The sequence below is a fragment of the Oceanibaculum indicum P24 genome, assembly GCF_000299935.1.
GTDB lineage: Bacteria > Pseudomonadota > Alphaproteobacteria > Oceanibaculales > Oceanibaculaceae > Oceanibaculum > Oceanibaculum indicum.
In genome coordinates this window covers 1-13,548 of the sequence record NZ_AMRL01000008.1, presented here as the reverse complement: position 1 = coordinate 13,548, position 13,548 = coordinate 1, and the positions used below count along the sequence as shown (strand labels likewise).

Here is a 13,548-nt window from a genome sequence, read left to right as displayed (position 1 = left end):
CGTATTTCGACGTTAGGAGAGGGCGCAACATTTCCAGCCGACAGAAGGCCCGCGCCATGACCGATCTGCCCGACCGTCTCTCCGTCAATCCGGCCAGCCCCTATTTCGACGAGGAACTGCTGAAGCGCGGCGTCGGCGTGCGCTTCAAAGGCGTGGAGAAGACCAATGTCGAGGAATATTGCATCAGTGAGGGCTGGATCCGCGTCGCGGCCGGCAAGACGCTGGACCGCAACGGCAACCCGCTGACCATCCTGCTGAAGGGCCCGGTCGAGGTGTTCCTGAAGGAAGGCTGATATGCGGCCTGCATTGACATAGATCAATTTTCGGGCGGACGACTCGGCTATGGTGCCGCGCAAAGCGTGGTTATCCCGTTTCGTCGATTAAAGAAATTCCAGTGAAAGACAGTCAGCACGCGCGCCCGGCACACCGGGCCGCGCCATGAGTATTGGCGACCGCGCGGCGCTTGCCCGCCTCGAAGCCGACACCAGCCTGGATGGCGAGGCCAGGTGCCGGCTGCAGGCGCACCAGCACGCTGTTGGCGGTGTGGCCAGCCTGATTGCCCGCCGGCTTGGCCTCGGCCGGCCGCTCAGCGCGGCCATCGGCAGGGCCGCCGCCTATCACGATGTCGGCAAGCTTCGCATGCCCTCCGAAATACTGTGCAAGCCGGGGCGGCTGACGGCGGAGGAATATGCGGTGATCCGCCATCATACGCTGTTCGGCCACGATATTCTGGCGCGGCAGTCCGGCCGGCTGGCGCCGCTGGCCGCCCGCATCGCCCTTCATCACCATGAAGCAATGGACGGGTCCGGCTATCCGAACGGGCTGAAGGGGCGCGATATACCGGTGGAGGCGCGCATCGTCGGGGTGGCGGATGTCTATGACGCGCTGCGCGAGGATCGGCCCTACCGGGCGGGCATGTCGCACGATCAGGCGATGGCGGTTCTGCTGGACGGGGATGACCGGACCTGGCCGGCGAAGTTCTGCCCGAAAGTGCTGCGCGCCGCCGAGGAATGCCATGATGAGATCGCCCGAAGCTGGCGGCTGTGCAACGCCTGAAATCTGCCTCCTTGACGCAACCATTGCGATTAATAATCGAATTGTAATATCGTCGGCTCCAGGAGAACGCGTCACGACGGGGAAGCATGACCGAACCCGCAAGCGCAGAGTTGGAATCGGCGGAGTGGATCGCACGGCTCGAAGCCGATGCAGTCATTGGCGCCGATGCCCGATACCGGCTGAAGACCCATCAGAACGCCGTCGGCGATGTTGCCGAGGTGATCGCCCGCCATATGGGGGTGAGTGAGGGCCTGTGCCTGGCGCTGGGCACGGCTGCTGCCTATCACGATATCGGCAAGCTGCAGGTGCCGGCGGAAATACTGTGCAAGCCGGGCCGGCTGACGCAGGAGGAGTTCGCCCTGATGCGCGGGCATCCCGCGACCGGCCACGAGATGCTGATGCAGCATGTCGGCCGGCTGGCGAAGCTGGCGGCCAGCATCGCGTTGCATCATCACGAAGCGATGGATGGGTCCGGCTATCCCTTCGGGCTGAAGGGGGAGGAGATACCGCTGGAGGCCCGCATCGTCGGGGTGGCGGATGTCTATGACGCGCTGCGTGAGGACCGGCCCTACCGCGATGGCATGACTCACGATAAAGCCATGGCGATCATCCTGGAAGGCGACGAGCGCACGCCGCGCGACAAATTCTGCCCGCAGGTAAAGCGCGTGGTCGAACTGCACCATGCGGAAATCGCCTGGCACTGGCGGTGCTATCACTGAGGTTTTCCATGCCGGCCATGCCCTTCGAGACGCCGGCTTGTCGCCGGCTCCTCAGGGCGAGGGGTGTTTGGGATATCCGGCGGTGCCCTTTAGTGACCTCATGCTGAGGAGCCGCCCAAAGCCTTGGGCGGCGTCTCGAAGCATAAGGCAGCTTTGTTCTGAGATTTACCACCGCACACGCGCGGTCTAGCCATGCAATCTTCGCACCCGCACAATAGGCTGGAGCGGGCACAATAGGCCCCGACGAAACCGGCAGGGGCCTCATGGCGGAAGCGGCACGCGCGAAGAAACCCGGCGAGAAGCAGGCGGAACAGGCAATCCCCCTGCTGGTGCTGATCATCTGGATTCTGGCGGTGACGGAGCTGCTGTCCGGCTGGCGCTGGCCGATCACCGTCGCCGCGCTGATGGCGGCGATGATCGCGCTGTGGGGCGCTATCGTGCGCGGCGGCTTCCCGCGCTTTGCCGTCATCGTGTTCGGTGGCATCGGCACGCTGCTGATCTGGCGCGTCGGTGGCTGGGGCGAGGGGCTGGCAGGGCTGGAGCGGGCAGCCCGGCTGACCGCCTTCGTCACCTGTCTGCACGGGCTGCGCAGCATCGTCCAGACCGCACCGCGCCTCGCCGAGGTGCAGGACAGCCTCGTCGCCTTCCGGCTGCAGGCGCGGCGTGGCGCCATGCAACTGCTCAGCTTTGCTTTCTCCGTGCCGCTGGCGATTGGCGCGGTCAGCGTCATCGCCCCTTTCCTGACGCGCGAGCGCGACCAGGAGACCCGGCAGGACCTTGCGGTCTGGGGCATGCGCGGCATGGGCATCGCGATCTTCTTCTCGCCCTTCACCGTGGCGATGGGTGTCGCCGTGGCGGCGCTGCCGGAGGTCAATCTGCCGCTGCTGATGGGCATGGGCTTCGCGCTGGCGCTGGCGGTGCTGGCCTTTCCGTTCCTGATTGGCCAGTGCGCCTTGCCGCGCCAGCTGACGGGCCGGTTCTGGGGCGCGCTGGGTGCGGTGCTGCTGCCCATCGTGGTGATCGTGGTGGTTAACATTGCCACCATTCTGACGCTGGGCCTCACCACCGTGCAGTCGGCCATCGTGGTGGTGCCATCCTCGGCGCTGGTGATCGCTTTGCTGGCGGAGGTCGCGGGCGACCGCCGCACCAGCGGGCGGGGCATGGCGATGTTCCGGCTGGTGCGCCAGGTGGCGGTCAATTTCGACATGGAATCGGCGGTGTTCGTTGCCGCCATGTGGTTCGCCGCCGCCATCACGGTGACGCCGGAGGTTGGTCAGCTGGTCGAGATGCTGACGCCCTATCTCGATGCCGGGGCGATGATCGCGGTGACGCTGATCGTGATGATCTCGGTGGTTTCCGCCGGGGTACACATGATGGTGCCGATGACCGTGCTGTTGACCCTGTTCGGCCCGCACATGCCGGACCAGCTGCATCTGGCGCTGCTGGCGCTGGCCGGGCTGATCGGCTGGGCCTTCGGCGCGCTGGCTGCGATGGGCTCGATCTCCTTCCTGGTGTGCGCCAAGCTGTTCGAGGTTTCCGCCCGGCAGCTCGCCTACGGCACCAACCTGCGTCTCATGCTGAGCATTGTCGCGCTCTACAGCCTGGGGATGCTGCTGCTGGCCTAAACACCCAGATAGCGGTGGCGCAGCGCCTCGTCGGCGGCGAGTTCCGCGGAGCCGCCGGTCCAGACAATGCGGCCCTTCTCGATGATGTGGTGCCGGTCGGCGAGGCGCAGCAGCGCATCGATATTCTTGTCGATCAGCAGGATCGCCTGACCGTCCGCCTTCAGCGCCTCGACGCAGCGCCAGATTTCCTCGCGGATCAGCGGGGCGAGCCCTTCCGTCGCCTCGTCCAGGATCAGCAGGCGCGGGTTGGTCATCAGCGCCCGGCCGATGGCCAGCATCTGCTGTTCGCCGCCCGATAGTGTCCCGGCACGCTGCCCGGCGCGTTCGGACAGGCGCGGGAACAGGGCGAACACCCGCTCCTCGGTCCAGCCGCCGCCGCGCGCGGTGGCGATCAAATTCTCGCGGACGGAAAGGGTGGGGAAGACATGACGCCCTTCGGGCACCAGCCCGATGCCCGCCCGCGCTATGCGGTAGGGCGGCAGCCCGTCCAGCCGCTGCCCGTCCAGCGCGATCTCGCCCTGACGCGGCGGGGTGAGGCCCAGAATGGCGCGGACGGTCGTGGTCTTGCCCATGCCGTTGCGGCCAAGCAGCGTGGCGACCTCGCCGGCGCCGACCTCCAGATCGATGCCGAACAGCACCTGGCTGGCACCGTAGAAGCTTTCCACCCCGCTCAGCCGCAGCATCAGGAATCGCTCCCCAAATAGGCGGCGCGCACGGATTCGTCGGCGCGGATAGCGTCTGGCGTGCCGGTGGCGATGGCGCTTCCATAGACCAGCACGGTTATGCGGTCGGCCAGGCGGAACACTGCGTCCATGTCGTGCTCGACCAGCAGGATGGTGACGCTGCGCTTCAGCCTAGCCAGCAGCTCGGTCATACGCACCGATTCCTCCGGCCCCATGCCGGCCATCGGTTCGTCCAGCAGCAGCAGGTCCGGCTTGCCGGCCAGCGCCATGGCGAGTTCCAGCTGGCGCTGCTCGCCATGCGCCAGGGCGGCGGCGGGGATAGCGGCGCGGCCGGCGAGACCGACCTGGTCCAGCACCGCCATGGCAGTATCGCGCAGCGTCGTCTCGGCGAGGACGGGCTTCCAGAATCGGAAGCTGTGCCCGTCATGCGCCTGTGCCGCCAGCAGCACATTCTCCAGCGCGGTGAAGCCCTGCAGCACGCTGGTGATCTGGAAGGATCGGGCGAGCCCCAGCAGCGCGCGCCGCTCGACCGGCAGAGCGGTTATCGCCTGGCCCTTGAAGCGGATGGACCCGGCATCGGGTGCGATCTCGCCCGACAGCTGGCCGATCAGCGTGGTCTTGCCGGCCCCGTTCGGCCCGATGATGGCGTGGAGTTCGCCCGGCATTATGTCGAGCGTCAGGCTGTCGGTGGCGGTGACCCCGCCGAAGCGCTTCTCCAGCCCCTGGATGGAGAGCAGCGCGCTCATTTGCTTCTACCTTCGGGCGTCAGCAGCCCGTAGAGGCCGCGCCGCGCCAGCAGCACGATGAGGATGAGCAGCGGCCCCAGCACGATCATCCAGTGCTGGGTGATCTCGGCCAGCACATCCTCCAGCACCAGGAAGGCGAAGGCACCCAGCACCGGCCCGGCGATGGAACCCATGCCGCCCAGGATGACCATGACCATCAGCTCGCCGGAGCGTGTCCAGTGCAGCAGCGACGGGCTGACGAATTCCGTCAGGTTCGCCATCATCGCGCCGGCCAGCCCGGCCACCATGCCGGACAGCACGAAGGCCACCAGCTTGTAGCGGTAGGTCGCGAAGCCCAGCGCCTTCATGCGGCGCTCATTCTCGCGGATGCCGCGCAACACCAGCCCGAAGCGGGAATGCACCAGCCGGTACTTCAGGAACAGCACCGCCAGCAGCAGGACGAGGGCGAGGTAGTAGAAGCTGGCATCGTCCGACAGGTCGAGCGGGCCGGCAGCGGAGCGGGCCCACATCTGCATGCCGTCCATCCCGCCATATTCCTGCTGCGAGACGAAGAAGAAATAGACCATCTGCGCGAAGGCAAGCGTGATCATGATGAAATAGACACCGCTGGTGCGAAGGCTGATGGCGCCGGTCACCAGCGCGAACAGGGCGGAGACCAGCATCGCGGCGGGAAAGGCAATAAAGGCGCTCTCGGTGCCGAACCACTCGCCGGAATGGTAGGACAGGATGCCGACCACATAGGCGCCGATCCCTAGATAGGCGGCGTGGCCGAAGCTGACCATGCCGCCATAGCCCAGGATCAGATTCAGGCTGACCGCCCCCAGCGCCAGGATCAGCACGCGGCTGACCATCACTGTATAGAAGCCCTCGCCCAGCGCGTCGGCCAGCGGCGGCAGCACACAGAGCAGGGCAAGCCCGCCCCACAGGATGATGCGGCGCAGAAGGTCACGCATGTGCGGGAAACAGCCCTTGCGGGCGCCAGACAAGGATCGCCGCCATCAGGATATAGATCGTCATTTCCGACAGCGCGCCGGGCAGCAGCACGCGCCCGAACGTGTCGGCGATGCCGACCAGCAGCGCCGCCACGAAGGCGCCGCGCACCGAGCCGATGCCGCCGATGACGATGACCACGAAGGCAAGGATCAGGATGTTCTCGCCCATGCCGACCTCCAGCGCCAGCAGCGGCCCGGCCATCACGCCGGCCAGCCCGGCCAGCGCTGCGCCCAGCCCGAACACCAGCATGTAGAGCCGGTCCACATTCACGCCCAGCGCGTTCACCATCTCGCGGTTGGTAGCCCCGGCACGGATCAGCATGCCGATGCGCGTGCGGGTGATGAGAAGGTAGAGGAACAGCGCCGCCGCGATGCCGGCTGCGACGATGGCCAGCCGGTAGGCGGGGTAGGGCGCGCCGGGCAGGATTTCCACGCTGCCCGACAGCATCTCCGGCACCGCCATGAAATAGGCCTGCGGCCCCCAGAGGATCTTCACCAGCTCGTTGAAGAACAGGATCAGCCCGAAGGTCGCCAGCACCTGGTCCAGATGGTCGCGGTCATAGAGCCGGCGCAGGGCAATCGCCTCCATCGCCATGCCGACCAGTGCAGCGGCGGGCAATGCTGCCAGCAGCCCCAGCAGGAAGCTGCCGGTCGCCTGCTGCACGGTCGCCGCGACATAGGCGCCGATCATGTAGAGCGAGCCATGCGCCAGGTTGATCAGATGCATGATGCCGAACACCAGCGTCAGCCCGGCCGCCATGAGGAACAGCATGGTGCCGAGCTGCAGCCCGTTCAGGACCTGTTCGATGAAGAGCAGGAGGGTCATGCGGTATCCGGAATGGCGACGGGGACCGCGCTGACGCGATCCCCGTTCACGATGATTGTCGTCTCGTGGCTCACTTCATCTTGCACTGGTCGTGATAGGCGTCCATGTGCCGCGCGAACACCGTGCCGATCAGCTTGTTGGTGATGCGGCCCTCGTCGTTCTTCACCACCTGGCGCAGATAGAAGTTCTGGATCGGGTAGTGGTTGGTGTTGAAGGAGAAGGGGCCGCGCACCGACTCGAACTTCGCGGCGCGCATCGCGACACGGAACTTCGCCTCGTCCTTCACGCTGCCGCCGGTCTCGGCCAGCGCGGAGGCCAGCAGAAGCGCACCATCATAGGCCTGCGCTGCGAAGGGCGAGGGCGGGCGGCTGTACTTCGCCTCGAACGCCTTCACGAACTTCTGGTTCTGCGGGTTCGGCATGTCCGGGCTCCAGAAGCCGGTATTGTAGACGCCCAGTGCCGCGTCGCCGACCGCCGGCAGGATGGTCTGGTCGAAGCTGAAGGACGGGCCTAACAGCGGCACCTCCTCCTTCAGCCCGGCCTGCGCGTACTGCTTGATGAAGTTCACGCCCATGCCGCCAGGATAGAAGATATAGACCGCGTCCGGCTTGGCGGCGCGCAGCTGCGCCAGCTCCGCCGCATAGTCCGGCTGGTTGATCTGGGTATAGACCTCGCCGATGATCTCGCCGCCGCTGTAATAGCGCTTGAAGCCGGTCAGCGCGTCCTTGCCGGCGGGATAGTTCGGCGCCATCAGATAGACGCGCTTGAAGCCCTGATCCTTCACATGCTTGCCCATCGCCTCATGGCTCTGGTCGTTCTGCCAGGCGACGTTGAAGAAGTAGGGGCTGCAACGGTTGCCGGCCAGCGCCGAAGGGCCGGCATTCAGGCTCAGCATGAAGGTCTTGGAATCGAAGATCGGCTTGGCGACCGCCATCATGACGTTGGAGAACACGACGCCGGCGATCAGGTCCACCTTGTCGCGCTGGATCATGCGCTCGGCCAGCTGGCGGCCGACATCGGGCTTCAGCTGGTCGTCGCCGGTCACCAGCTCGACCGTGCGGCCGCCCAGCTTGCCGCCGGACTGCTCGATGCCGAGATTGAAGCCGTCCAGCAGATCCTTGCCCAGCGCCGCACCGGGGCCGGACAGGGTGGAGATGAAGCCGATCTTCAGCGGCTCGGCGGCGTGTGCCGGCGCCAGGCTGAAAGATGCGAGGAATGCGGCCGCGGCCAGCAGCGATGCCCGTTTCATATGTTCCCAAGCCTCCCGGATGCAGGGTCGTCAGACGGCGGGCATCCTAGCGCAGGCGGATTTGAAACCAAACGGCAATGTAGATTTCCAAGATCGTCATTCCCGCACTTGTTGCGGGAATCCAGACTTCAGCTTACCCGACCGGCGATCCAGCAGGCTGAAACATGGACCCCCGCAACAAGTGCGGGGGTGACGGTAAGAGATTATGTCAGGGCGAGGGAAAGACGTCGCCTTACCCGAATGCCTTGAAGGTGATCAGGGTGAAGGTGTCCTTCACGCCAGGCAGGGTCTGGATGCGCTCGGTCACGAAATGGCCGATATCGGCATCCTCGTCCAGATAGCACTTCATCAGCAGGTCGTACTGGCCGGAGGTGGAATAGACCTCGGAGACCTGCTCGACGCCCTGCACCGCCTCGTCGGCCACCTTGTAGGCCTGGCCGAGGTCGCACTTCACCATGATGAAGATGGCTTTCATGGCCTACGCACTCTTCTTCAGCTTCACCGTCCGCAGCAGGAAGGCCGGCACATCGTCGCCAAAGCCGGCGGTCACTTCCACGGGCTCGTCGTCGCGTGAATACCGGCGATCCCGCTCGCGCTTCGGTTCGTCGCGGCGGTCGCGGATCGGCTCGTGCCTTGGTGCCTCGGGGCGGGGTTCCGTCCTGGCAGATTTTTCCCGGGCCGGCTTTTCCCTGGTGGACTTCTCAGAGACCGGCTTGTCCTTGGCGGCCTTCTTCGCGGCAGGCTTCTCGGCGGAAGCGGTTTTCTTTGGCTCGTCGGTCTTCGCCTCCGGCTTGCCCTTGCTGCGGCCACCGCGGCGGCGCTTGCCGCCGACGTCGCTCATGTCCAGTTCCTCGGCGTCCACGTCATCGGGGGTGATGCGCGGAATCGGCTTGCCGATCAGGTTCTCGATGGCCGCGACATATTTCGCGTCCTCGGGCGTGGCGATGGTGTAGGCGCGGCCGGTCATGCCGGCGCGGCCGGTGCGACCGATGCGGTGGACGTAATCCTCCGCGTTGCTCGGTACGTCGAAATTGAAGACGTGGCTGACCGCCTGGATGTCGAGGCCCCGCGCTGCCACGTCGGAGCAGACCAGCAGCGACACTTCGTTGTTCTTGAACTTCGCCAGCGTCTCGGTACGGGCCGGCTGGGTCATGTCGCCATGCAGTGCCACGGCGGAAAAGCCGTGCTGCACCAGCGATTTCTGCAGCGTGCCGATATCGCGCTTGCGGTTGCAGAAGATGAAGGCGTTCTTCACATTCTCCGAGCGGATCAGGCTGCGCAGCGCCTCGCGCTTGGCCTTGGAGCCGACGACGACCAGATGCTGCGCCACCGTGTCGGCCGTGCTGGCCTGCTTGGCGACGCTGATTTCCTTTGGATTCATCAGGAACTTGTCGGCCAGCTTGCGGATTTCCGGCGCCATGGTGGCGGAGAAGAACAGCGTCCGGCGGATTTTCGGCAGCACGCCGACGATGCGCTCGATATCCGGGATGAAGCCCATGTCCAGCATGCGGTCGGCCTCGTCGATGACGAGGATCTTCACATCCTGCAGCAGGATCTTGCCGCGCCCGAAATGGTCCAGCAGCCGGCCCGGCGTGGCGATCAGCACATCCACGCCGCGGTCGATCTTCTTTTCCTGGTCGGCGAAGGAGACGCCGCCGATCAGCAGCGCCATGTTCAGCTTCTGGTACTTGCCGTATTTCTCGAAATTCTCGGCAACCTGGGCGGCCAGTTCGCGCGTCGGCTCCAGGATGAGCGAGCGCGGCATGCGGGCCTTGGCCCGGCCCTTGCCCAGGATTTCGATCATCGGCAGGGTGAAGCCGGCGGTCTTGCCGGTACCGGTCTGGGCGACACCCAGGACGTCGCGGCCCATCAGAACCTGCGGAATCGCCTGCTCCTGGATGGGAGTCGGTGTCGTATAGCCTGCGTCCTCAATGGCGCGCAGGAGGTCCGGGCTAAGTCCCAGGTCTGAGAAACCCATTATGGTCCGTTCTTTGGAAATGGCGCCTCAGGCGAATAAAATACCGCCTGTCGTCGCGGGCGATATTAGAGTTGCATGCGATTCTGTCAACTTTTGTCTGGCTTCGCGGGCTATTGAGCGCGCTTTTGCCGCAAAGCGAGGGGCCGATGCTGCTTCATCATGCCGATTGTTCGATGCTGCTGGTCGATGCGCAGGAAAGGCTGCTGCCGGCGCTCGACGGTCAGCAAGGCATGGTCGCGGCCTGCGGCCTGCTGCTGCGCGCCGCGCGGGAGCTGGAGGTGCCGGTGCTGGCGACGGTACAGTATCCGAAGGGGCTGGGCGGCGTGGTGCCGGATCTGGCCGGGCTGCTGCCCCCCGATGCCGTGGCCGAGAAGATATGCTTCGATGCGATGGCGGAGCCGGGGATGGCCGGCCGCGTCGCCGCGCTGAAGCGCCGCCGGGTCGTGCTGTGCGGTGCCGAGGCGCATGTCTGCGTGCTGCAGACCGCCTTCGGGCTCCAGGCGGCGGGCTATGAGGTTGTGGTGGCTGCCGATGCCGTCGCCTCGCGCGACCCTGAGGACCGGCAGCGCGGGCTTGCCCGGATGGAACGGGCCGGTATGCTCGTCGCCACGTCCGAGATGGTCGTCTTCGAATGGCTGCGCCGGGCCGATACGCCGGCCTTCAAGGCGATGATCCCCTTCATCAAGCGGTTGAAAGAAAAGAGCTGAGACGGAATGGCTGAGAAAATCCCCCTGGTCCTGCTGCCGGGCCTGCTGTGCGACGAGAAGCTGTGGGCGCCGCAAATGCAGGCGTTGTCCGACATGGCGGACTGCCAGGTTGCCGACCTCACGCGCCACGAATCGGTGAAGGAAATGGCGGCCTCCGCGCTGGAAGCCGCACCGGAGAAATTCGCGCTGGCCGGCCTGTCGATGGGCGGCTATGTCGCGCAGGAGATCATGCGCCAGGCGCCGGAGCGGGTTATGCGGCTGGCGCTGCTCGACACCTCGCCGCGTGCCGATACGGAGGAACAGTCGGTGCGCCGGCGCGGCCTCATCGATCTGGCGCAGAAGGGCCGCTTCAAGGGGGTGACGCCGCGCCTGCTGCCGCTGCTGATCCATCCCGACCGGCAGGAGGACGAGAAGCTGACCTCGATCATCTTCGCGATGGCCGAGCATGTCGGCATGGACGGCTTCATCCGCCAGCAGAAGGCCATCATGGGCCGGCCCGACGGGCGCGCCGATCTGGCGAAGATCGCGGCGCCGACGCTGGTGCTGTGCGGAAGGCAGGATGCGCTGACACCGCTGGACCTGCACAAGGAGATGGCCGCTGGCATAGCCGGATCGCGCTTGGTCGTGATCGAGGAATCCGGCCATCTGCCGACGTTGGAACGCCCCGCCGAAGTGAACATGGCGCTGCGCGAGTGGCTCCGGGGGTAGGGGGCATCTTTCTTGTCATGCCCGGGCTTGACCCGGGCATCCAGGGCGGTGCTTAGCCTGTGACTTCACAGCTTCGGATAAGCCGGTGCGGCTGGATTGCCGGGTCAAGCCCGGCAATGACAAGGTTTGCGACTGTGCCCTAAGCCGCCCCCCCAAACGCCCCCAGCTGCTGGCGGCGGATGGCGCGGCCGGGGCGGGTGCCGGTTACCGCGCCGTCGCGCCAGACCGGGCGGCCATTCACGATCACCAGCTCGATGCCGGTGGCCGGCTGCATCGGGTCGGCGAAGCTGGCGGTGTCAATGACGGTGGCGGGGTCGAACATCACGATATCGGCGTAATTGCCGACCTTCAGCGTGCCGCGGTCCTTCAGGCCGAACTGGAGCGCCGACAGGCCGGTCATCTTGCGCACCGCCTCCTCCAGCGGGAACAGCCCGACTTCGCGGCTGTAATGGCCCAGCACGCGCGGGAAGGTGCCCCACAGGCGTGGGTGCGGCTTGGTGTCGTGCGGCAGCCCATCGGAGCCGATCATCGAGTGCGGATACTGCATGATGCGCTGCACATCCTCCTCCGCCATGGAGAAATAGACCGCACCCGCCGGCAGCAGTTTCTCGGCGGCTTCCAGCGGCGGCAGGCCCATATCCTTCGCGATATCGTCGAGATCGCGGCCGGCATGTTCGGGGTGCGGCACCGACCAGGTGACCAGTACCCGGCTGGCGCCCATCATGCGCTTCGGGTTCAGCATGGTGGAGCTGGCGATATAGGGATAGACGTCGAGGCCGACACGCTGCTTCTTCATCGCCGCGTCGATCAGCGGCAGGGTCTCGGCGGAGCGGCCATGATTGTCCGCGCCTGAGCATTTATGGTGCGAGATCACCACCGGGATGTCGGCCTCGCGGCCGATGCGGAAGGTCTCCTCCAGCGAGTCGGTGATGTGGTCCGCCTCGTCGCGCATATGGGTGGTATGCAGCCCGGCATGGTCGTGCAGCGCCTTGCCCAGCTCGATCACCTCCTCGGTCGGGGCGGCCTGCGAGGGCGGATAGAACAGGCCGGTCGAAAAGCCGATGGCGCCGGCTTCCAGCGATTCTTCCAGTTTCTTCCGCATCTCCTTGATTTCAGTGGAAGAGGCGGCGCGGTTCAGGTCAGAAACAGCACCGACGCGCAGCGAGGAATGGCCGACCTGCGCCAGCACGTTGACTGCCGCCGGGGCGTCGTCCAGCGCCTTCAGGTAGCTGGCGAAATCGCCATAGAAGCCTTCCGGCGTGTCGCAGATCAGGTCGAGCGGGGCCGGTGGCCGGCGGTCGATCTTCAAGGGCGCCAGGCTGACGCCGCAATTGCCGGTGACGACGGTGGTGACACCCTGGCTGACCTTGTTCTTCATCGTCGGATTCACCAGCACGGCCCGGTCGTCATGGGTGTGCACATCGATGAAGCCGGGAGCGACCGCCTTGCCCTGCGCGTCGATCTCGGTGCCGCCGCTCATCCCGCCCAGCGCGCCCAGTGCCACGATCCTGTCGTCGCGGATGGCGATGTCGCCCTGGTAGGACGCCCCGCCGGTGCCGTCGATCAGGCGGGCGTTGCGGATGATGATATCGGCCTTGCCGTCGACGGGCGCGCTCATGGGATGTCCTCCGGTTACTTGTCAGCGCCGATTACAGACCAGCCGGCGGGGCTTGGCAAGGAGGCGGTACTCAGAAGGCGCGGATCAGCACCACGCCGGCGACCAGCAACACCACGCCCAGCACGCGCAGCAGCGTGATCGGGTTTTCCGGGAAGCCGACAAGGCCATACTGATCGATGATGAGCGAGGCGATCATCTGTCCGGCGATCACCAGCGCCAACAGGGTGGCGGCGCCCAGCTTCGGCGCCAGGAAAGTGGAGGAGGCGACATAGATCAGCCCCATCAGCCCGCCGGCATAGGCCCAGACCGGCACCTGCCCGAAGGCGGCGATGCCGGGCAGCGCCGGGCGCGTCACCGCCAGGATGATGGCCAGCGCGCTGGTGCCGATGATGAAGGACAGGAAGGTGGCGTTCAGGGCGCCGCCGATATGGCGCGCCATCACGGCGTTCAGGCCGGCCTGAACCGGCACCACGATGCCCGCGAACAGCGCCAGGGTGATATAGGCCCAACCCATCGATTTCTCCGTCAGTTTTCTGGGGGGATGGTTTCTTGTCGTATTTGTCTGCGCAATCCGTCGCCAAGGCAATCGGGACAATCTCTAACCGCCTTCAAGCTCAAACTGTCACCCCCGCATTTATTGC

General features: G+C 65.8%; 15 protein-coding genes and 1 pseudogene. 6 read left to right on the top strand and 10 right to left on the bottom strand.

Annotated elements, in window-relative coordinates:
- Positions 1–56: 56 nt before the first annotated feature.
- From P24_RS08200 to P24_RS08185, 4 genes are all read left to right on the top strand, one after another.
- Positions 57–293, top strand: coding sequence for a DUF3297 family protein (locus P24_RS08200; RefSeq protein ID WP_008944240.1), 237 nt, complete (start codon positions 57–59; stop codon positions 291–293).
- 145 nt (positions 294–438) lie between these two features.
- Positions 439–1,056, top strand: coding sequence for an HD-GYP domain-containing protein (locus P24_RS08195; RefSeq protein WP_008944239.1), 618 nt, complete (start codon positions 439–441; stop codon positions 1,054–1,056).
- Between the two features lie 86 nt (positions 1,057–1,142).
- Positions 1,143–1,775, top strand: a complete 633-nt coding sequence (locus tag P24_RS08190) for an HD-GYP domain-containing protein (protein ID WP_008944238.1) — start codon at positions 1,143–1,145, stop codon at positions 1,773–1,775.
- Positions 1,776–2,038: 263 nt separating this feature from the next.
- Entirely contained in the window at positions 2,039–3,400 is a 1,362-nt protein-coding gene (locus P24_RS08185; RefSeq protein ID WP_008944237.1) for a hypothetical protein, read from the top strand.
- On the opposite strand, the gene P24_RS08180 is transcribed toward P24_RS08185, so the two are convergent.
- The 8 genes and pseudogenes from P24_RS08180 to P24_RS08150 form a co-directional block, all read right to left on the bottom strand.
- The gene (locus P24_RS08180; protein WP_008944236.1) at positions 3,397–4,083 is read right to left on the bottom strand and encodes an ABC transporter ATP-binding protein; all 687 of its coding nucleotides are present in this window, start codon (positions 4,081–4,083) and stop codon (positions 3,397–3,399) included. The two genes, P24_RS08185 and P24_RS08180, sit on opposite strands and share 4 nt — an antisense overlap.
- The gene (locus tag P24_RS20700) at positions 4,083–4,214 is read right to left on the bottom strand and encodes an ABC transporter ATP-binding protein C-terminal domain-containing protein (RefSeq protein ID WP_407669829.1); all 132 of its coding nucleotides are present in this window, start codon (positions 4,212–4,214) and stop codon (positions 4,083–4,085) included. Before P24_RS20700 ends, P24_RS08180 begins: the two co-directional genes overlap by 1 nt.
- A gap of 99 nt (positions 4,215–4,313) precedes the next feature.
- Positions 4,314–4,793: pseudogene (locus P24_RS20695) on the bottom strand (ATP-binding cassette domain-containing protein); the annotation flags it as partial.
- A gap of 32 nt (positions 4,794–4,825) precedes the next feature.
- Positions 4,826–5,782 (bottom strand): branched-chain amino acid ABC transporter permease, encoded by a 957-nt coding sequence (locus P24_RS08170; protein WP_008944234.1) that lies wholly within the window; start codon positions 5,780–5,782, stop codon positions 4,826–4,828.
- Positions 5,775–6,647, bottom strand: coding sequence for a branched-chain amino acid ABC transporter permease (locus P24_RS08165; RefSeq protein WP_008944233.1), 873 nt, complete (start codon positions 6,645–6,647; stop codon positions 5,775–5,777). The genes P24_RS08170 and P24_RS08165 overlap by 8 nt, the downstream gene beginning before the upstream one ends.
- Positions 6,648–6,717: 70 nt before the next feature.
- Entirely contained in the window at positions 6,718–7,896 is a 1,179-nt protein-coding gene (locus P24_RS08160; RefSeq protein WP_008944232.1) for an ABC transporter substrate-binding protein, read from the bottom strand.
- Positions 7,897–8,128: 232 nt separating this feature from the next.
- On the bottom strand, positions 8,129–8,371 hold the full coding sequence (locus P24_RS08155; protein WP_008944231.1) for an Lrp/AsnC ligand binding domain-containing protein: 243 nt from the start codon (positions 8,369–8,371) through the stop codon (positions 8,129–8,131).
- 3 nt (positions 8,372–8,374) lie between these two features.
- The gene (locus P24_RS08150) at positions 8,375–9,874 is read right to left on the bottom strand and encodes a DEAD/DEAH box helicase (protein WP_008944230.1); all 1,500 of its coding nucleotides are present in this window, start codon (positions 9,872–9,874) and stop codon (positions 8,375–8,377) included.
- A gap of 146 nt (positions 9,875–10,020) precedes the next feature.
- Between P24_RS08150 and P24_RS08145 the strand changes: the two genes are divergently transcribed.
- Together P24_RS08145 and P24_RS08140 are read left to right on the top strand one after the other, a co-directional pair.
- Positions 10,021–10,581, top strand: a complete 561-nt coding sequence (locus P24_RS08145; protein WP_008944229.1) for an isochorismatase family protein — start codon at positions 10,021–10,023, stop codon at positions 10,579–10,581.
- Between the two features lie 6 nt (positions 10,582–10,587).
- Positions 10,588–11,289: an alpha/beta fold hydrolase gene (locus P24_RS08140; RefSeq protein WP_008944228.1), complete on the top strand. Its 702-nt coding sequence runs from the start codon at positions 10,588–10,590 to the stop codon at positions 11,287–11,289.
- A gap of 139 nt (positions 11,290–11,428) precedes the next feature.
- Here P24_RS08140 and P24_RS08135 read toward each other — a convergent pair whose 3' ends face one another.
- Both P24_RS08135 and P24_RS08130 read right to left on the bottom strand, forming a co-directional pair.
- Positions 11,429–12,907: an N-acyl-D-amino-acid deacylase family protein gene (locus P24_RS08135; protein WP_008944227.1), complete on the bottom strand. Its 1,479-nt coding sequence runs from the start codon at positions 12,905–12,907 to the stop codon at positions 11,429–11,431.
- Between the two features lie 70 nt (positions 12,908–12,977).
- Complete coding sequence (locus P24_RS08130; protein WP_008944226.1) at positions 12,978–13,421, bottom strand: DMT family transporter; 444 nt, start codon at positions 13,419–13,421, stop codon at positions 12,978–12,980.
- Positions 13,422–13,548: the final 127 nt, after the last annotated feature.